The sequence below is a fragment of the Pedococcus sp. genome (assembly GCF_036000045.1).
Taxonomy (GTDB): domain Bacteria; phylum Actinomycetota; class Actinomycetes; order Actinomycetales; family Dermatophilaceae; genus Pedococcus.
Genome location: NZ_DASYGF010000072.1, coordinates 20,136 through 38,136, shown reverse-complemented (window position 1 = coordinate 38,136; position 18,001 = coordinate 20,136). Strand labels below are relative to the sequence as shown.

General features: G+C 72.2%; 16 protein-coding genes. 10 read left to right on the top strand and 6 right to left on the bottom strand.

Going from position 1 to position 18,001, the window contains the following annotated elements; genetic code table 11:
• Window positions 1–89 precede the first annotated feature (89 nt).
• Window positions 90–608: a MarR family winged helix-turn-helix transcriptional regulator gene (locus tag VGN50_RS11095; protein WP_327444833.1), complete on the top strand. Its 519-nt coding sequence runs from the start codon at window positions 90–92 to the stop codon at window positions 606–608.
• A 10-nt stretch (window positions 609–618) separates the two neighbouring features.
• Here VGN50_RS11095 and VGN50_RS11090 read toward each other — a convergent pair whose 3' ends face one another.
• Complete coding sequence (locus VGN50_RS11090) at window positions 619–1,146, bottom strand: MaoC family dehydratase (RefSeq protein WP_327444832.1); 528 nt, start codon at window positions 1,144–1,146, stop codon at window positions 619–621.
• 101 nt (window positions 1,147–1,247) lie between these two features.
• Here VGN50_RS11090 and VGN50_RS11085 point away from each other — a divergent pair, with 101 nt between their 5' ends.
• The 4 genes from VGN50_RS11085 to VGN50_RS11070 are packed head-to-tail and all read left to right on the top strand — an operon-like array spanning window position 1,248 to window position 4,443.
• A complete protein-coding gene (locus tag VGN50_RS11085) occupies window positions 1,248–2,105 on the top strand; it encodes a PHP domain-containing protein (RefSeq protein WP_327444831.1) in 858 nt (285 codons plus the stop codon).
• Window positions 2,102–2,719: a MarC family protein gene (locus VGN50_RS11080; protein ID WP_327444830.1), complete on the top strand. Its 618-nt coding sequence runs from the start codon at window positions 2,102–2,104 to the stop codon at window positions 2,717–2,719. Before VGN50_RS11085 ends, VGN50_RS11080 begins: the two co-directional genes overlap by 4 nt.
• Window positions 2,720–2,749: 30 nt before the next feature.
• Window positions 2,750–3,628 (top strand): PD-(D/E)XK nuclease family protein, encoded by an 879-nt coding sequence (locus VGN50_RS11075; protein WP_327444829.1) that lies wholly within the window; start codon window positions 2,750–2,752, stop codon window positions 3,626–3,628.
• A 35-nt stretch (window positions 3,629–3,663) separates the two neighbouring features.
• Window positions 3,664–4,443, top strand: a complete 780-nt coding sequence (locus VGN50_RS11070) for a ParA family protein (protein WP_327444828.1) — start codon at window positions 3,664–3,666, stop codon at window positions 4,441–4,443.
• Window positions 4,444–4,492: 49 nt separating this feature from the next.
• On the opposite strand, the gene VGN50_RS11065 is transcribed toward VGN50_RS11070, so the two are convergent.
• Window positions 4,493–6,007 carry a DEAD/DEAH box helicase gene (locus tag VGN50_RS11065; RefSeq protein ID WP_327444827.1) on the bottom strand — a complete coding sequence of 505 codons (1,515 nt, stop codon included), beginning with the start codon at window positions 6,005–6,007 and terminating at the stop codon, window positions 4,493–4,495.
• A gap of 200 nt (window positions 6,008–6,207) precedes the next feature.
• On the opposite strand from VGN50_RS11065, the gene VGN50_RS11060 reads away from it, so the two are divergent.
• Complete coding sequence (locus tag VGN50_RS11060; protein WP_327444826.1) at window positions 6,208–6,900, top strand: ferritin-like fold-containing protein; 693 nt, start codon at window positions 6,208–6,210, stop codon at window positions 6,898–6,900.
• A gap of 92 nt (window positions 6,901–6,992) precedes the next feature.
• Here the strand turns inward: VGN50_RS11060 and VGN50_RS11055 are convergent, their stop codons facing one another.
• The 3 genes from VGN50_RS11055 to VGN50_RS11045 form a co-directional block, all read right to left on the bottom strand.
• Window positions 6,993–7,268 (bottom strand): GlsB/YeaQ/YmgE family stress response membrane protein, encoded by a 276-nt coding sequence (locus VGN50_RS11055; RefSeq protein WP_327444825.1) that lies wholly within the window; start codon window positions 7,266–7,268, stop codon window positions 6,993–6,995.
• Between the two features lie 159 nt (window positions 7,269–7,427).
• Window positions 7,428–7,652 carry a DUF3107 domain-containing protein gene (locus VGN50_RS11050; protein WP_327444899.1) on the bottom strand — a complete coding sequence of 75 codons (225 nt, stop codon included), beginning with the start codon at window positions 7,650–7,652 and terminating at the stop codon, window positions 7,428–7,430.
• 65 nt (window positions 7,653–7,717) lie between these two features.
• Complete coding sequence (locus VGN50_RS11045) at window positions 7,718–8,389, bottom strand: TetR/AcrR family transcriptional regulator (RefSeq protein ID WP_327444823.1); 672 nt, start codon at window positions 8,387–8,389, stop codon at window positions 7,718–7,720.
• A 93-nt stretch (window positions 8,390–8,482) separates the two neighbouring features.
• On the opposite strand from VGN50_RS11045, the gene moeB reads away from it, so the two are divergent.
• The 4 genes from moeB to VGN50_RS11025 all read left to right on the top strand — a co-directional run bounded on the left by moeB (window position 8,483) and on the right by VGN50_RS11025 (window position 16,689).
• Complete coding sequence (gene moeB / locus VGN50_RS11040) at window positions 8,483–9,691, top strand: molybdopterin-synthase adenylyltransferase MoeB (RefSeq protein ID WP_327444822.1); 1,209 nt, start codon at window positions 8,483–8,485, stop codon at window positions 9,689–9,691.
• A gap of 11 nt (window positions 9,692–9,702) precedes the next feature.
• The gene (locus VGN50_RS11035; protein WP_327444821.1) at window positions 9,703–10,047 is read left to right on the top strand and encodes an MGMT family protein; all 345 of its coding nucleotides are present in this window, start codon (window positions 9,703–9,705) and stop codon (window positions 10,045–10,047) included.
• 91 nt (window positions 10,048–10,138) lie between these two features.
• Complete coding sequence (locus tag VGN50_RS11030) at window positions 10,139–13,285, top strand: ATP-dependent DNA helicase (RefSeq protein WP_327444820.1); 3,147 nt, start codon at window positions 10,139–10,141, stop codon at window positions 13,283–13,285.
• A complete protein-coding gene (locus tag VGN50_RS11025) occupies window positions 13,282–16,689 on the top strand; it encodes an ATP-dependent helicase (RefSeq protein ID WP_327444819.1) in 3,408 nt (1,135 codons plus the stop codon). Before VGN50_RS11030 ends, VGN50_RS11025 begins: the two co-directional genes overlap by 4 nt.
• On the opposite strand, the gene VGN50_RS11020 is transcribed toward VGN50_RS11025, so the two are convergent.
• Entirely contained in the window at window positions 16,686–17,993 is a 1,308-nt protein-coding gene (locus VGN50_RS11020; protein ID WP_327444818.1) for a phosphotransferase, read from the bottom strand. The genes VGN50_RS11025 and VGN50_RS11020 overlap by 4 nt on opposite strands.
• Window positions 17,994–18,001: the final 8 nt, after the last annotated feature.

Sequence of the window (18,001 nt, the reverse complement as noted above, 5' to 3'; positions counted from 1 at the left end):
TTTCGCTTCGCGGTCAGACACTGATGGGGGCGGCCATGGGCTGCGTGGAGCTGTAACCGGGACGGACAGGGACGGCAGGGGTGGGACGCATGGGGGCAGGGGTGGGCGAGAGTGACCGCGGCCGACGGGCGAGGTCGGCGGCCCGCGAGCTCGCGCGTGCACGGGAAGAGGCGGCTGGTGAGCTGCCGTTCCGGCTTCGGCAGGCGTCCCGCGCCGTGGACCGGCTGGTCCGGGCGACCCTCGCGGCGCGAGGGCAGGGCGACGTCTCCATCCCCGCGCTCGACGTTCTGGTCAACTGCCGCCGCCCCATCGCGATCGTCACCGTGGCCGAACGGCTCCGGCTCACGCCGCAGAGCGTGGGCCAGACCGTGGCGAGCCTGGTCCGCGCCGGCCTGCTCGACAAGGAACGCGACTGGAACGACCGCCGCTCCATGCTCGTCGAGCTGACCGACGAAGGCGAGGCCGTCGTCGTGGCAGCCGGGGAGGCGATCTCCGATGCCCTGGACTTCCTGGGGGACCTGGTGGAGCCCGGGCGTCTGGGAGAGCTCACGGCCGACCTCGCCACGGTCGGTCTGGTCGACCGGCCGAGGCACGCGTGGAGCCGCTGACTTCGCTCGTCTACTCCTTGGCCGCGGACTCGGCGAGATGGGGACGGGCAGGCTGCTCGCCGCCCCGGGCGTCGAGGTAGGACTGCTTGGGCACCATGACCTTGCGGCGGAAGATGCAGACCAGCGTTCCGTCCTGGTTGTAGCCCTTGGTCTCGACGTAGACGACGCCTCGGTCGTCCTTGGACGTCGACTCCCACTTGTCGAGCACCTCGGTCTGGCCGTAGATCGTGTCGCCGTGAAAGGTCGGGGCCACGTGACGCAGCGACTCGATCTCGAGGTTGGCGATCGCCTTGCCCGAGACATCGGGCACGGACATGCCGAGCAGCAGCGAGTAGATGTAGTTGCCCACCACCACGTTCCTGCCGAACTGGGTCGTGTTCTCGGCGTAGTTGCTGTCCAGGTGGAGGGGGTGGTGGTTCATGGTCAGCAGGCAGAACAGGTGGTCGTCGTACTCGGTCACCGTCTTGCCGGGCCAGTGCTTGTACACCGCGCCGACCTCGAACTCCTCGTAGCTGCGTCCGAATTGCATGGGCTCCATCCTGCCGACCGCAAGCCCCCGCGGACATGGCCGGGCCGCGTGCGTTCGCTCACAGCGCGGCGCGCAGGTCCCGCTGGGACCAGCCCTAGGCTGGGCTCGCCATGATCGACCTCCACGCCCACTCCACCGCCAGCGACGGCACCGAGCCGCCCGAGGTGGTGGTCGCCGCCGCGGCGCAGGCGGGGGTGGACGTCCTGGCCCTCACCGACCACGACACGTATGCCGGGTGGCCGGCTGCCGTGGCCGCCGCGCAGGAGGTGGGGGTCGGCCTCGTGCGCGGCGTCGAGGTCTCGTGCTCCCACCGCGGGGTCAGCGTGCATCTGCTCGGCTACCTCGTCGATCCTGATGCCGCTGGTCTGCTGGCCGAGCTCGAGCACGCTCGCGACTCCAGGCTGACCCGCGTCGAACGCATGGTGGAGCGGATGGCGGCCGACGGCATACCGGTGTCGTTGGAGCAGGTTCAGGCGCTGGCGGGCGAGGGCGCCACGCTGGGGCGCCCGCACATCGCCGACGCGCTGGTAGCCAACGGCTACGTCGCCACCCGGGACGAGGCGTTCCGCGACATCTTGCGCAACGGCAGCCGGTACTACGTCGCGCACTACGCGCCCGACCCGGTGCGGGCCGTCGAGCTGGTGCGCCAGGCCGGCGGGGTCCCGGTCATGGCCCACCCCTTCGCCAACGCGCGGGGCTGGACGGTGGGCGACGACGTCGTCGAGGCCATGGCCGATGCCGGGCTGGCAGGGCTCGAGGCCCACCACCGCGACCACCGCGCCGCCGAGCGCGCCCACGCCCAGGCCCTCGCGGCGCGACTGGGGCTGTTCGTCACCGGCTCCAGCGACTACCACGGCTCAGGCAAGGAGAACCGGTTGGGCGAGAACACGACCACGGCAGAGGTGCTGGCGATGATCGAGGACCAGGCCACCAGCGGCATCGAGGTCGTCCGGGCGGGTCGGTCGTGACGGGCCTGGTCGACCCTCAGAAGCTCGGCTCCGTCTTCGTGACGCTGCTGGTCATCATGGACCCGCCGGGGGCGCTGCCCATCTTCCTCGCCCTGACCGGGGCCCTGACCCAGCGCCAGAAGGTCGCGGCCGCCCGCCGGGCCTCGCTCGTCGCGCTCGGAGTGATCGTGCTGTTCGCCGTCTTCGGCCAGCAGATCCTCACGTACCTGCACATCTCGCTGCCGGCTCTGCAGGGGGCTGGTGGGCTGCTGCTCCTACTCGTCGCTCTGCAGCTGCTGACCGGCTCGGAGCAGGAGCAGCACGCCGACGCCGGGGTCAATGTCGCCCTGGTGCCGCTGGGCACGCCGCTCCTCGCGGGTCCGGGCGCCATCGTCGCGACCATGCTCGCCGTCAAGAGCTCGCACTCGGCGAGCCAGTACGTCGCTGTCGGCCTGGGCCTGGTGGCCACGATGGTCGTCGTCTGGCTCTTCTTCCGGTTCGCCGGCCAGGTGCACCGTGTGCTCAAGGACAGTGGGACCGTGCTGATCACCCGGATCGCGGGTCTGCTGCTGTCCGCCATCGCCGTCCAGATGGTCGCGGACAGCATCCGAGCCTTTGTCAGCGGCTCCGCCTAGCCTGTGGCCCGTGACGAGGGAGGCGGGGGATTGAGCGCCGGAGCGTTCGTGCAGACCGAGATCGCGGGCCTGCCCAGGCGGCTCTTCCGCGCCAGTCCCAGCCGCCTGCTGGCCTGGGTGGACTGCCCGCGCCGCTACCGCCTGCAGTACCTCGACCGCCCGTCCCCACCGGCCCGGGGGCAGCGGGCCCACACCTCGGTCGGCGTCGCCGTGCACAACGCCCTGCGCGACTGGTGGGACCTCGTGCCCGCTGAGCGGACCCCGCAGGCCGGTGCCGAGCTGGTGCGCACGTCCTGGATCGACGTGGGCTTCCGCGACGGTGACCAGTCGCTGGAGTGGCGCGCCCGCGCGCAGCAGCACGTGACGGCCTACCTGACCCAGGTCGACCCGGCGGCGCAGCCGCTCGGCATCGAGCGCACCGTCTCGCTCAAGACCGAGTCCCTGGCCCTGCAGGGTCGCATCGACCGGCTCGACGAGCGACCTGAGGGCCTCGCCGTGGTCGACTACAAGACGAGCCGCGTCGTGCCCACCGACGACGATGCCCGCACCTCGCTGCCCCTGGCTCTCTATGCCGCTGCCGCGTGGAAGATGTTCCGGCGACGGTGCGTGCGGGTCGAGCTGCACCACCTCCCCAGCGGTTCGGTGGCCGTCCACGAGCACACCGTCGACTCGCTCAAGCGCAAGATCGCCGAGGCCGAGTCGATCGCCAGCGACGCGCGGCGCGCCGAGGAGGACTATGCCGAGCACGGGGTCGACTCCGGTCGCTTCCCGGCCAACGTGGGCCCACTGTGCCAGTGGTGCGACTTCCGGGCGCACTGTCCCGCGGGCCAGCGCGTGGGCCCGGAGAAGTCGGGGTGGGCCGCCCTGGAGACACCGGTCGCATCCGGGCGAGGCGACCTGAGAGACTGACCGCGCTCCTGGCCCGACTCCCGAAAGGCGCCGCCTTGGCACGCAAGACCCCGAAGCCGGCCACCGTCATCTCGGTCGCCAACCAGAAGGGCGGCGTCGCGAAGACGACCTCGGTCGCCTCGTTGGGGGCGGCCTTCGCCGAGCAGGGAAAGCGGGTGCTGCTCGTCGACCTCGACGCTCAGGCCTGCCTCACCTTCAGCCTCGGCGTCGACCCTGACGAGGTCGAGAGCTCGGTCAACGAGGTCTTGCTGGGCCGGGCGAGCATCGCCGACGTGCGCGTGCAGTGTGATGACGGGGTCGACCTGGTGCCCAGCGTGATCGAGCTCGCCGGAGCTGAGGCGCAGCTGCTGCCCCGCCCGGGCCGCGAGTACATCCTGCGCGGCGTGCTCGAGGACGTCCGGGCCGACTACGACGTGATCCTGCTGGACTGCTCCCCGAGCCTGGGTGTGCTCACGCTGAACGCGCTGACCGCCAGCCAGGGGCTGATCATCCCGATGCCCTGCGAGATGCTCAGCCATCGCGGGGTGGGTCAGCTGCTCGACACCGTGGCCGACGTCCAGAAGATCCTCAACAAGGACCTCCGCGTCCTCGGCATCCTGCCCACGCTGTTCGACGGGCGCAGCAACCACGCGCAGGAGGTCCTGGCCGACGTGGGCGAGCGCTATGGCCTGCCCGTCCTCGAGCCGCCGATCCCCAAGACCGTCCGGTTCGCCGAGGCTCCGGCGGTGGGGCGCTCGATCCTGGCGACGTCGCGCACCTCCAAGGGTGCGAAGGCCTACCGCGAGGTGGCTGCGGCGCTGTCAGCCCGGCTCTGACCGCCGCCCACTGCTGACCACTCCGCAGGTCGGCTCGGGCGAGCGCGACTCAGCTCTGGCTGGGCTCTCCGCCACGGGTACGGCGGCGGTTGCGGTTGCGGCGGGGAGCTCCCGCGCTCTCGCCCTCCGCGGCCGGCTGGCTCCCGCTGCGACGCTCCGAGCCGCGGCCCTCTGACCCGCGGCTGCCACCGCTCGCGTCACGGCCACTGCTGCGACCCCCGGAGGGCCGCCGCCCACCGGACTTGCCCGTCTCGCCGAGGTCCTCGAGCACCTCGGCGTCGAGACCGGCGAGCTTCTGGGCGGACTTGGGGAGTCGGCCCTTTGCGGTGCGCGGGATGTCGAGCTGCTCGTAGAGGTGGTCGGACGAGGAGTACGTCTCCTCCGGCTCAGGGATGCCGAGGTCGAGCGTCTTGTTGATGAGCCCCCAGCGAGGCATATCGTCCCAGTCGACGAAGGTCACTGCGATGCCGGTGTTGCCGGCCCGAGCGGTGCGGCCGATGCGGTGCAGGTAGGTCTTCTCGTCCTCGGGGCACTGGTAGTTGATGACATGGGTGACGTTGTCGACGTCGATGCCCCGCGCGGCCACATCCGTGGCGACCAGGATGTCGACCTTGCCGTTGCGGAACGCCCGCAACGCCTGCTCGCGAGCGCCCTGGCCGAGGTCGCCGTGGATGGCCGCCGCCGCGAAGCCGCGGTCGGTCAGCTCGTCGGCCACCTTGGCGGCGGTGCGCTTGGTGCGGCTGAAGACGATGGTCAGGCCACGGCCCTCGGCCTGCAGCATGCGGGCCAGCATCTCGACCTTGTCCATGGCATGCGCCCGGTAGACGAACTGCTCGACGGCCTTGACGGTGTGGGCGTTCTCCTGGTCGTCGCCCATCGCGCGGATATGCGTCGGCTGGCTCATGTAGCGGCGGGCCAGGGCGACCACCGCACCGGGCATGGTGGCCGAGAACAGCATGGTCTGGCGGGACCCGGGCGTCATGGCCAGGAGCTTCTCGACGTCGGGCAGGAACCCGAGGTCGAGCATCTCGTCGGCCTCGTCGAGCACGACCGACTTCACGTGCGAGAGGTCGAGGTGTCCCTGCTTGGCGAGGTCGATGAGCCGTCCGGGGGTGCCGACGACGACCTCGACGCCCTTGGCGAGCGCCTCGATCTGGGGCTCGTAGGCGCGGCCGCCGTAGACGGTGAGCACCCGGATGCCGCGCCCCTTGCCCGCCCGCTCGAGGTCGCTGGCCACCTGGACGGCGAGCTCGCGGGTGGGGGCGACGGCGAGGGCCTGGGGCTTGCCGGCATACGGGAAGCTGTCCCAGGCGGCGTCGCCGCGCGCGATGGCGCGGTTGAGCATCGGCACGCCGAAGCCCAGCGTCTTGCCCGTGCCGGTCTTGGCCTGGCCGATGATGTCGTGGCCCGCCAGCGCGACGGGGAGCGTCATCGCCTGGATGGGGAACGGGGTGACGATTCCCGCCTCGGCCAGGGAGGCGACGATGTCGGGGTGGACGTCGAAGTCGGCGAACGAAGGGGCAACGGGCGTGGTCGCGTCAGCGCTCACAGTGGTGTCGGTCATGAAGTTCTCTCGATCGGGGCCGCTCCGGATGAGCGGCCGTCGCACAGCGAGCCGATCGGAGGTCTTCGAGGGGGTGCGAAGCGGGCTCCGCAGCAGAGGTGTGCCGACCGGGCACCTGTTGGTGCTGCCAGTGTACCCGTCCGTCGTGCTCAGACCGCGCCACACCAGCCGCGACGCTACGCGACAGTAAGGTGTCGGCCATGACCCAGGACGACTGGCTGGCCGATCCCCAGTACCGCGACGCGGTCGCCGACCTGCTGGGAGTGCTCGCCTACGGTGAGCTGACTGCCTTCACGCGCCTGGCGGGGGACTCCGAGCTCGCGCCCACCCAGCCGCTCAAGGCGTCGGTGGCCGCGCTGGCCGTGGCGGAGTTCCGCCACTACGAGACCCTCGTGGCCCGGCTCGACCAGATGGGCATGGACCCCGAGGAGGCGATGGCGCCGTTCATCGCCCCGATCGATGCCTTCCACGAGCGAACCAAGCCCAGCACGTGGCTCGAGGGGCTGGTCAAGGCCTACGTCGGCGACGGCATCGCCACCGACTTCTACCGCGAGATCGCCGCCTACGTGGACCCCTCGACCCAGGCCCTCGTGCACTCGGCCATGGAGGACGTCGGGCAGGCCGAGTTCGTGGTCAAGGTCGTGCGCGAGTCGATCGCCGGCGACCCCCGCATCGCGGGGCGGCTGGCCCTGTGGGGCCGCCGGCTCGTGGGCGAGGCACTCTCGCAGGCTCAGCAGGTCGCCGTGGAGCGCGACGCCCTGGCCTCGCTGCTCGTGGGTGGCGTCGGGGCGCCGGGCCGCCCCAGCGCCGACCTCGCCGAGCTCGGCCGGATGTTCGCGCGGCTCACCGACGAGCACACCCGCCGGATGGGACGCCTAGGCCTGTCGGCCTGAGCCCGGCCCCCGAAAGCTCAGGTATGTCGAAGGGGCCCCGTCCGCGTGGACGGGGCCCCTTCGACGTGCGCGTGAGTCAGCGTCGTGTGGGGTCAGACGTTGGTGTTTCGCCGGCCCGTCACGTTGCCGTAGATCACGATCAGGATCGCCGCGACGACGATCCCGACGATGAACGGGATCCACTGGAACCCGCCGTTGGAGTTGTGGTACCCGACCTGGTAGACGAGCCACGAGGCGATCAGCGACCCGAGGATGCCCAGGATGATGGTCATCAGCAGCGAGATGTTCTGCTTGCCAGGGAGGACCAACCGGGCCAGGGCTCCGATGATGAGGCCGCCGATGATGGCGCCGATAATCGTTCCGATCATCTGTTGCTCTCCTTCTGCGCAGGCCGCGCGATGCGAGGGGGCCGTCAGCCGGCCCGGACCCCTTCACTCAACACCTGTTCGCGGGCTCGCGCGCGTTCAGCAGGCTCTCAGGTTGGTCACGGTGTGACAACAACCGACCTGCTGCACCGCAGGGATCGGTCAGATGTTGCCGAACCCGACCCCGCGCTTCTCGGACTCGCCGATCTGGACGTAGCCCAAGACGCCGGCGGGCACCATGACCTTGCGGCCCTTCTCACCCGTCAACGTGAGTGCAGTGCCGTTCGCGATGGCGTCGCTGACGGCCTTGAGGACCTCCTCGGCGCTCTCGTCGGTCTCGAACGTGATCTCACGGGCCACGTTCTGCACGCCGATCTTGACCTCCACGGTGGTGCCTTTCTTTTCGAGAAGGGACACGCGGCATACGCGCGTGTCGTGGTCTGGCGGAAAGGCTAACGAGCGGGGTCCGCGGAACCTTCCCCGCCCACCATGGGGAAGGAGCCCAGGCCCCGCCAGGCCAGCGCTCCGACGAGCCGCGCTGCCTCGTCCTTGGGGACGTCGGACCCCTGCGCCAGCCAGTGCCGGGCACTGACCTGAGCAAGGCCGGTCAGGGCCATGCCGAGCAGGGACGCGTCCTCGTCCGTGAGGCCGGTGTCCTCGGCGATGACCTCGGCGACCGCCTCGGCGCACACCAGCCCCACCGCGTCGAGCCGGTTGCGGACGGCCGACTCGTTGGTGAGGTCGGACTCGAAGATGAGGCGGAACGCGGCGCCGTCGCGGGACACGAAGTCGAAGTACGCGTTGATCGTCGCGTAGACCCGCTCCTTGTTGTCGTGGGTGGAGGCCAGAGCCTCGCGGACCAGCTGCTCGAGTCCCTCGCTGTGCTTGTCGAGCAGCGCCAGATAGAGCTCGAGCTTGCCCGGGAAGTGCTGGTAGAGAACCGGCTTGGAGACGCCGGCGCGCTCGGCGATGTCGTCCATGGCGGCCGCGTGGTAGCCGGACTCGACGAACGCGGCCTGCGCTGCCTCGAGGAGCTGCACGCGGCGAGCCGAGCGCGGCATGCGCTGGCCGGGCTGGCCGGGCTGCTTGGCGTCAGGGCTCGGGGCTACGGTGCGAAGCGCCATGGGGCCTCTCTGTTCGTCGTCGGCTCGTGGTCGGTTCGTGGCGGGCCTGGCTGCGGTGTCCTGGACATCGTACGGGTGGGTAACGTGACTCACATGGCCATCCCGCCGCTGGTCCCCCCGGGCTCTGAGCTCACCGCCGAGCAGAAGGCCCGCTACGCCCGCCACATCCTGCTCCCCCAGGTGGGCCTGGAGGGGCAGCGACGGCTCGCCAACGCCCGAGTCCTCGTGGTGGGGGCCGGCGGTCTGGGGTCGCCGGCGCTGATGTACCTCGCCGCCGCCGGGGTGGGCACGATCGGTGTCGTCGACGACGACGTGGTGGAGACCTCGAACCTCCAGCGCCAGGTCATCCACGGCGTCGCCGACGTGGGGCGGCCCAAGACCGAGTCGGCTGCCGAGACGGTGGCGGGGATCAACCCACTGGTCACCGTCGTGTGCCACGACCTGCGGCTCACCTCCGAGAACGCGCTGGAGATCCTCGCGGACTATGACGTCGTGCTCGACGGCGCCGACAACTTCGCCACCAGGTACCTGGTCAACGATGCCTGTGTGCTGCTGGGTCTGCCGCACGTCTGGGGGTCGATCTACCGGTTCGACGGGCAGGTGTCGGTGTGGTTCGCCGGCGTGGGGCCCTGCTACCGATGCGTGTTCCCCGACCCTCCGCCGCCGGACGCCGTCCCCTCGTGCGCGACCGGCGGGGTCCTGGGGGTGCTCTGCGCGGCGATCGGGTCGGTGCAGGTGGCCGAGACGGTCAAGCTCATCACCGGTCAGGGCGACCCGCTCGTGGGACGGCTGCTCGTCCACGACTCCCTGCGCCAGACCTGGGACTCGCTCACGGTTCGGGCCGATCCGCAGTGCCCGGTCTGCGGTGAGTCGCCGACGGTGACTGCTCTGGTCGACTACGACGACTTCTGCGGTATGCCGGGTGCCTCCGACACCGATCACGCCGCCGGGGTTGCCGTGCCCGGCTTCGCCGAGGTGACGGCCGTCGAGCTGGCCTCGATGCTGGCCGCCCGCGACCGGGGGGAGACCAGGTTCGAGCTCGTCGACGTGCGTGAGCCGGGGGAGCGCGAGGTCGTCTCGATCCCCGGCGCCCGGGCGATCCACCTGGACGAGTTCCGGTCCGGAACCGCCGCTGCCCAGCTGCCCGGCGGCATGCCGGTGGTCCTGCACTGCAAGTCGGGGGTCCGCTCCGCTGAGGCCGCGGCGCTGCTAGTAGCCACCGGTCGCCTGGACGTCGCCAACCTCACAGGTGGGGTGCTGGCCTGGGTGCAGGACGTCGACCCGAGCCTGCCGACGTACTAGGTGGGGCGATGGTGAGCGACGGACGGGACTTCGGGCTGCCCAGCGAGTTCGCCGACGACGTGCTCGAGGTCGTCGACCAGATCCCCGAGGCACGGGTGATGACCTATGGCGACATCGCCGAGCTGCTGGGACGTGGCGGCCCCCGGGGCGTCGGGACGGTCATGGCCAGGTATGGCTCCGACGTGCCGTGGTGGCGGGTGATCCGCGCGGGTGGCTACTTCCCGCAGGGGCTGGAGGACGAGGCGCTGGCGCACTACCGCGAGGAGGGCACCCCGCTGGTGCGCGGGCCGGTGGACGGCCGGCGGGTGGACCTCGCGCGGGCGCGGTGGCTCGACGCGAGACGCCCCGGCGGCTGACTGGCGTGGTCGGGGGAGCGTCGTCCTCCGGCGCCGCGGGGTCGGCAGGTCGCCCGTGCCCCTGTCGGTGCGAGGTGATGGAATCGGTGCCGTGCTGACCCTGCGCCGAGCTCCGAGCGTGGTGGCCGACGCGCCCCCGCTCGACGAGGTCCAGCGGGCGGTGCTCGACCACCGCGGCGGCGTGCTGCGCGTGCTCGGCGGCCCCGGCACCGGCAAGACGACGACGGCGGTGGAGCTCGTCGCGAGCCGCGTCGAGGCGGGTGAGGCCACCCCTGACCAGTGCCTCATGCTCACCTCCTCACGGGTGGCCGCGGGCAGCCTGCGGGAGCGCGTCACCGCGCGGCTGGGGCGCACGTCGACCGAGCCGCTGGCCCGGACCCTCCAGGCGTTCGGCTTCGGCATCCTGCGCCAGGCGGCGGCCCTGCGTGGCGACCCGACGCCGCGCCTGCTGAGCGGCCCCGAGCAGGACGTCATCCTCCGCGAGCTGCTCGCTGGACATGCGACCGAGGGCTCTGGGCCGGCCTGGCCGGACCGGCTGCACCTCGCGCTGCCCACCCGAGGGTTCCGCCACGAGCTGCGCGACCTGCTGATGCGCGCGGTCGAGCACGGCCTCGAGCCCCAGGACCTGGCTCACCTCGGGCGTGCCCACGACCGGCCAGAGTGGGTGGCAGCGGCGGACGTCCTTGCTGAGTACGACGAGGTCACCGCCCTGTCGGCGCCGGGCGCCTACGACCCGGCCTGGATCCTCGGGGCCGCCGCCGACCTCCTCGACGAGGACCCTGAAGCCCTCGACCGGCTCAGGTCCGGCCTGCGCCTGGTCGTCGTCGACGACGCCCAGGAGCTCACGACCGCCGCGGCCCGGCTGTTGCGCACCGTGGTGGGACCAGGCATCGACGTCGTCCTGCTCGGCGACCCTGACTGCGCGGTCCAGACCTTCCGCGGCGCCGACCCGCGCTACCTCGCCGACGGGTGGACCGCGTTGGGCGACGGCCCCACGCTGGTGTTGCCCACGGCATACCGGCTGCCGCAGGCCATCCACGACGCGGCTGGCAGGGTCGCTCCCAAGATCGGCGCCCTGGGCGGGGGCGCTCAGCGGCTCTCCACACCCACACGGCCGGGGGGCCAGGTCGACGTGCGCCTGCTGCGTGCAGTGAGCCAGGAGGCCGGGTTCGTCGCAGCTCAGCTGAGGGAGGCCCACCTGCGCCACGGAGTGCCTTGGTCCGACATGGCCGTGATCGTCCGTGGCCAGGGCCGCACCGCGACACTGCGGCGGGTGCTGATGGCCACGGGGGTTCCTGTCGCGGGCAGCTCGACCGACCTGCCGGTCCGCGACGAGGTGGCGGTGCGACCACTGCTCGCGCTGCTCCAGGTGGCGCTCGAGCTCGCTCGCGGTGACATCGAGCAGCTCGACCCCCAGGTGGCGGTCGACGCGCTCACCTCCCCGGTGGGCGGCGCCGATGCGGTGACCCTGCGACGCCTGCGACGGGCCATGCGCCGCATCGAGCTCGAGAACGGCGGCGGCCGCACCAGCGACGAGCTGCTTGCCGTGGCCCTGGCCCAGCCCGGGGCCCTGGTCGAGCTGGGGCCCGAGGCGAACCCGGCCCGCCGGGTCGCCGCGAGCATCGCGGCAGGTGTCGCGGCGGCGCGAGGTGCGCGTGAGGGCGACGTGTGGCGCTGGGAGCCCGGTGTCAGCGCCGAGTCGGTCCTCTGGGCGATGTGGTCTGCGACGCGGCTCGGGCCCGAGTGGCAGGCCGCGGCCCTCGATGGCGGGCCGTCTGCCGCGCGCGCCGATCGCGATCTCGACGCCGTCGTCGGGCTGTTCGACGCGGCCGCGAAGTTCGTCGACCGCCTGCCTCAGGCGGGGCCCGAGGAGTTCCTCACCCACATCGGCAGCCAGGACATCCCTGGCGACACTCTCGTCGCCCGGTCACCGGTCGGCGAGTCGGTCACCGTCACGACGCCGCAGGCTGCCGCCGGTCGGCAGTGGCAGCTGGTCGTGGTGGCGGGGGTGCAGGAGGGCGTGTGGCCGGACCTGCGGTTGCGCGGGTCCTTGCTGGGCTCCGAGCACCTCGTCGATGTCGTCACCGGGCGCGCGTCGACCTTTCGCGCCGCCCAGGCCGCGGTCCGCTACGACGAGACGCGCCTCCTGCTCGTCGCACTGACCCGGGCCAGCGAGCGGGTCGTGGTGACGGCCGTCCGCAGCGATGACGAGCAGCCTTCCGTCTATCTCGACGTCATCGACCCCGAGACCATTGCGGCTCATGGCGATCGCCCCTTTGCCGATGTTGCGCGCACGATGACCCTCCCGACGCTGGTCGGTGAGCTGCGCCGCCAGCTGCTCTCGGCCGACCGCGAGCAGCGCAGCACTGCCGTGGCTGCGCTCTCGCGGCTCGCCCACGAGGCCGTGCCCGGTGCAGACCCTGACCAGTGGTGGGTCATGCGCGCGGTGTCCGACGACAGGCCTCTCCGCGCGGCCGACCAGGAGGTCAGGGTCTCGCCCAGCAAGGTCGAGTCCTTCGGCAGCTGCGGTCTGCGGTGGCTGCTGGGCTCGGTCGGCGGCGACGGTCCGAGCGTGGGGGCGGCCGACATCGGCACGCTCGTGCACGACATCGCCTATGACCTCGGCGACGTCGACGCCGACACGATGGTCGCCGAGGTGGACGCCCGTTGGGGACGCCTGGGGCTCCCGTCCGGCTGGGTGTCCGACCGCAAGCGCCTGGAGGCCCACCAGATGGTCCGGCGTCTGGCGAGGTACTTCGAGGAGGCCGCCGCGGAGGGTTGGGTGCGCGTCGGCGCCGAGGTCGACATGAGGGTCGTGCTCGGGCGGGTGGTCCTCACCGGCAAGGTCGACCGGCTGGAGCGCACCGCCGACGGGTCGGCCCTGCGCGTGGTCGACTACAAGACAGGCAGCAACAAGCCCAAGCACGACGAGCTGGCCCGCCATCCCCAGCTCGGGGCCTACCAGCTCGGGGTGGAGCGCGGTGCGTTCGGCGACCATGGCACCGTCTCGGCCGGAGCCGCCCTTCTCCAGGTCGGCAAGGCGGCCTTGGTCAAGACGACCCTGCAGCCCCAGCCTCCCTTGGCCGAGGACGACGAGCCCGGGTGGGCCGCCGACCTCGTCACGGCAACTGGAGAGGGCATGGCCGGGTCGACCTTCCAGGCGACCATCGGCGACTGGTGCACGATGTGCGCCAGCAGGGCGTCGTGCCCAGCCCAACCCGAGGGGCGTGTCCTGTGACGGCGACCCGCACGATGGTCTCGGCCAAGGACATTGCCCGTGCTCTCGGCCAGCCCGAGCCCACGGACGAGCAGGTCGAGGTCATCGAGGCACCGCTGTCTGCGCTGTTGGTGGTGGCCGGGGCCGGTTCGGGCAAGACCGAGACGATGACCGGGCGCGTGGTGTGGCTGGTGGCCAACGGCTTCGTGGAGCCCGACCAGGTGCTCGGCCTGACCTTCACCCGCAAGGCCGCGACCGAGCTGTCCGAGCGCATCGGCAGCCGGTTGCGGCTCCTCCAGCAGCGCGGCGTGTGGCAACCGCCCGTGGACGACGGTGAGACGGGGGCCGAGGTGCTCGGGGGCACCCCGACCGTCTCGACCTACCACTCGTATGCCGGGCGGCTCGTCCGCGAGCATGCCCTGCGGCTGGGCTACGAGTCCGAGTCTCGGCTGCTGTCGGAGGCGGCGGCCTGGCAGTACGCCGCCGAGGTGGTGGCGGGCTACGACGGCCCGATGGATCATGTGCAGTTCGCGGAGTCCACGGTGACGGCGGCGGTCGTCGACCTCGCCGGCGAGCTGTCCGAGCACCTCGTCGCGCCGGGTGAGGTCGCGGCATACCTCGACGAGGTGCTGCAGGCCCTCGCCTCGCTGCCGCCCGGTGCCAGCCGCGCCAAGGACCTGCCCGGCGACGTCAAGAAGATGCGCGAGCAGCTGCGCGCGCGGGCCGGGGTGCTGCCCATGGTGGAGCGCTACCTGCGGCTCAAGCGCGAGCGCGACGCCATGGACTTCGCCGACCAGATGGCGCTGGCCGCCCGACTCGCCATGACCTTCCCGGACATCGGCGCCATCGAGCGGCAGCGGTTCGGCGCCGTCCTGCTCGACGAGTTCCAGGACACCTCGGCCGCCCAGCTCGAGCTGCTCCGGTCGCTGTTCGTGGCCCCCGGGAGCGACCCGTTGCCCGTGACGGCGGTGGGTGACCCCCACCAGTCGATCTATGGGTGGCGCGGGGCGAGCGCGACGACGCTCTCGGCGTTCCGGACCGCCTTCGCCGGCGACGGCCCGGTGCCGGTGCGCCCGTTGGCCACGAGCTGGCGCAACGACATCGCCGTGCTCGAGGTGGCCAATGCGGTCGCGGTCCCGCTGCGCGAGCGCTCCCGGGTGCCGGTGGCCGCGCTGACGGCCCGCCCGGGGGCGGGGGCAGGTCGGGTGAGCGCCGCCCGCGTGCTCACCGCAGCTGACGAAGCGGCGCTGGTCGCGGACTGGCTGGACGCCCGCCGGCGCGAGGGCGCGGCCTCGGCTGCCGTGCTCTGCCGCAAACGGTCCCAGTTCGGTCCCGTGATGGATGCCCTGGAGGCCCGGGGGATCCCCTACGAGGTCGTGGGACTCGGTGGTCTGTTGCTGACCCCCGAGGTCGAGGACATCACCGCGCTGCTGCAGGTCGTCCACGACCCGACCCGTGGTGACCAGCTGATGAGGCTGTTGACCGGCCCCCTGTGCCGTCTGGGAGCCGCTGATCTCGATGGGCTGATGGCCTGGGCCAGACATCAGCAGGACCTGCGGCTCGGCCGCTCCGAGCGCGACACTCCTGCCGACGACGACGATGCCCAGGGCGCCCCCGCCGGCGGGCTGTCGGTGCCGGCCGGGCCGTCGTCGCCGCGCGACCAGGCGCCCGACAGCTCCGACCGCGTGAGCATCGTCGAGGCGGTCGACGACCTACCGCGCCCCGGCTGGACGAGCCACGACGGGAGGCGGGTCAGTGACGCGGCGCTGCCGCGGTTGCACGACCTGCGTCGCGCGATCCGCCGCCTGCGTTCGCTGACGGCCCTGCCGCTGGCCGACCTCGTGGGCGAGGCTGAGCGCGTCCTGGGGCTCGACATCGAGGTGTTGGCCCGCGAGGGCTACACGCCTGCTGCGGCGCGGGCCCATCTTGACGCCTTCGCCGATGTCGCCGCGACGTTCACGGTGAGCGCCGACCGGCCGACCCTGGGCGGCTTCCTGGCGTGGCTGGCAGCTGCCCTCAAGGAGGAGCGCGGGCTCGACAAGGGCTACATCGAGGCGTCCGACGACGCCGTCCAGATCCTCACGATCCACGCCGCCAAGGGCCTGGAGTGGGATGCCGTTGCCGTTCCCGGCCTGGTCGAGGGGTCTTTCCCCGCCCTGTCGTCCGCGGCCAGCCGGTCCAACGGGCAGGAGTGGGTGGTCTCGGCGCCCAAGTCGCGCGGCTGGGTCGGCGGGCTGTCCGACGGAGGCATCCCCTATGACCTGCGCGGTGACCGCGACGGTCTGCCTGTCCTGGACTGGCGTGGGGCGACCGACTGGAAGGACATGGAGCAGCGCCTCGAGCGGTTCCTCCACGCCGGCGGGGAACACGGGGTCGAGGAGGAGCGCCGCCTGGCTTATGTCGCGTTCACCCGCGCGAAGGCCGACATGCTGGTGACCGCCCCGGTCTGGACCGACGGCAAGACCCCCAAGGTGACCTCACGCTTCCTGCTCGAGGTGACCAGCGCCGACCACCCGTTGCCCGTGCACGTGCTCGAGTGGGCGCCCATGCCCGACGCCAGCACGCCCGACGAGGCGCAGAACCCCATGGCGACCCTGCAGACGTCCGTGCAGTGGCCGGCTGACCCCCTGGCCGAGCGCCGGGCCGCCTTGGCCGATGGCGCGGCCGCGGTCCGCGCGGCGATCGAGGAGTATGCCGCAGCGCCGGCCCACGCACCCCAGGCCGAGCAGGGCGTGCTCCCGCTTCCTGGCGAGAGCCTGCCCATCCTCGAGGAGCTCTCGTTGCTCCTGGAGGAGCGGCGTCGCCAGTCCGAGCGAGGGCCGCAGACGGTGCTCCTGCCGCGCCACCTGTCGGCGTCGGCGGTGGTCGCGTTGGCGCAGGACCCCGAGCGGTTCGCGTCGGGCCTGCGCCGGCCGATGCCCGAGCCGCCCGCCCTCGCGGCCCGCAGGGGCACGGCGTTCCATGCCTGGGTCGAGCAACACTTCGCCCGGGCCGCCATGGTCGACGTCCTGGACCTGCCCGGCAGCGCCGACGAGGATCCGGGCGACGACGCCGAGCTGCCCTCGATGAAGGAGCGGTTCCTCGCCAGCGAGTGGGCCCACCGGACGCCTGCCGAGATCGAGATCGCCCTCGAGACGGTCATCGACGGGATCGCCGTCCGGGGCCGGATCGACGCCGTCTTCCCGCGTGAGGACGGCGGCTTCACGATCGTCGACTGGAAGACGGGGGCCAAGCCCACCGGCGACCTGTCGCGCACCCGTGCCCTGCAGCTCGCGGCATACCGGGTGGCCTTTGCGCGGCTGCGGGGTCTGGACCCCAACCATGTCGACGGCGCCTTCTACTACGCGGGCACGGGTGAGACCGTGCGGCCGGCGCTGCCTGGCGAGCAAGAGCTCGCCGAGCTGCTGCGCTCGGTTCCCGACTAGCGGTGTGTCTCGCCGCTTGAGAAGCCGGGCTCGAACTCCGGGCCCGGGTCCTCGCCGCCGATCGGCTCCGGCTCAGACTCCGGCTGAGGCTCCGGCTGAGGCTCCGGCTGAGGCTGGGGCTCGCGCGCCGACTCAGGTTCCGCCTGCGGCTGAGGCTCGGAGAGAGGTTCGTGCTCGCGCACCTGCTCCGGCGCTGCCTCGCCCCCGCGTCCGACCTCGATCTCAGTGGTGTCCTGCGCTCTTGGAGCGAACATGACCTCCACATCGTCGTCGCCGAGATCCTCGTCCTCGTCGGCGACCGCTGGTGGCACCAGGACGGGCCCCCGGCGCCGGGCGGGTGCCATCGATGGGCGCGTGTAGTCGCTCTCTGCCTGGTCCTCCGCGTGGACACGTTCGTCCAGACGCCGCAGCGCGCTCGCCTGGCGCTCGACGGCGCGCCGGTCGCCCACGGCGACAGCGCTCATCAGCTCGCCGAGCCGGCGCATCTCCGCGGACAGCCGCGCTCGGGGGACGAGATGTGCGTCCGGCCGCTCGCTGCGGGCGTGCGCGTAGGCCTCCATCAGGGTCTCGAAGGCGCGGGGTGGGGCCTGCGTGACCAAGGCGAAGAAGTCGTCGGCCGGGTCGGCGACCTTGGCGTCCTCCCAGCCCGTGATGGCCTTGACCGTGCCACTCGCGGCGTCGTGGTCGTCGGCGAAGACGGCGAGCACCTGGTCGCCGGTGAGGTCGCCGTGGGTCGGGGTCGGTGCGAAGCGCCACCAGCGGACGTCCTCGAGGGCCCTCTCCCAGCGGCTGAGGAGCCCGGTGGGCACGTGTCCGGTGCTGGCCGCTCGGTCGAGCTCGCTCAGCCGTCGGGTCCGGTAGGTGTCGGCGTCGTAGGCCGGCAGCCCCGCTTCCTCGAACAACGCGTGGTCCGCGTTGTGCAGTGCCGCGATGGAGCGCCCCAGCTCGGCAGCCAGACCGGGGCCGGACGGCAGCGCGCCGAAGTCGATGCTGCGCCCCGGCAGATAGGGGTACACCGCCGCACGACCGCCCTCCTTCAGGGCCACGAAGCCTCGCGGCGTCGGCACCCCGAACGGCAGCCGGCGGGACAGCAGCGCGAGCAGCCCGAACGTTGCCTCCATCTCAGCCGCCGCCGCAGCGCTGCGCGGCACGCGCACCACCCACCGGCGGTGCTGGGTGTCCTGGACGAACGCGAGGTCGTACTGGTGGTCAGGTGCCCCCGGTACGGCCTCGACGCTGGCGGGGTCGAGTCCCGGCACGGCAGCGCTGGCCAGGGCTGCGAGGAAGAGGGGGCTGCGGTCCACACGGTCAC

Coding starts and splice junctions, on each gene's coding strand:
- VGN50_RS11095 (WP_327444833.1), top strand. CDS start 90: ATGGGGGCAGGGGTGGGCGAGAGTGACCGCGGCCGACGGGCGAGGTCG.
- VGN50_RS11090 (WP_327444832.1), bottom strand. CDS start 1,146: ATGGAGCCCATGCAATTCGGACGCAGCTACGAGGAGTTCGAGGTCGGC.
- VGN50_RS11085 (WP_327444831.1), top strand. CDS start 1,248: ATGATCGACCTCCACGCCCACTCCACCGCCAGCGACGGCACCGAGCCG.
- VGN50_RS11065 (WP_327444827.1), bottom strand. CDS start 6,007: ATGACCGACACCACTGTGAGCGCTGACGCGACCACGCCCGTTGCCCCT.
- VGN50_RS11060 (WP_327444826.1), top strand. CDS start 6,208: ATGACCCAGGACGACTGGCTGGCCGATCCCCAGTACCGCGACGCGGTC.
- VGN50_RS11055 (WP_327444825.1), bottom strand. CDS start 7,268: ATGATCGGAACGATTATCGGCGCCATCATCGGCGGCCTCATCATCGGA.
- VGN50_RS11045 (WP_327444823.1), bottom strand. CDS start 8,389: ATGGCGCTTCGCACCGTAGCCCCGAGCCCTGACGCCAAGCAGCCCGGC.
- moeB (WP_327444822.1), top strand. CDS start 8,483: ATGGCCATCCCGCCGCTGGTCCCCCCGGGCTCTGAGCTCACCGCCGAG.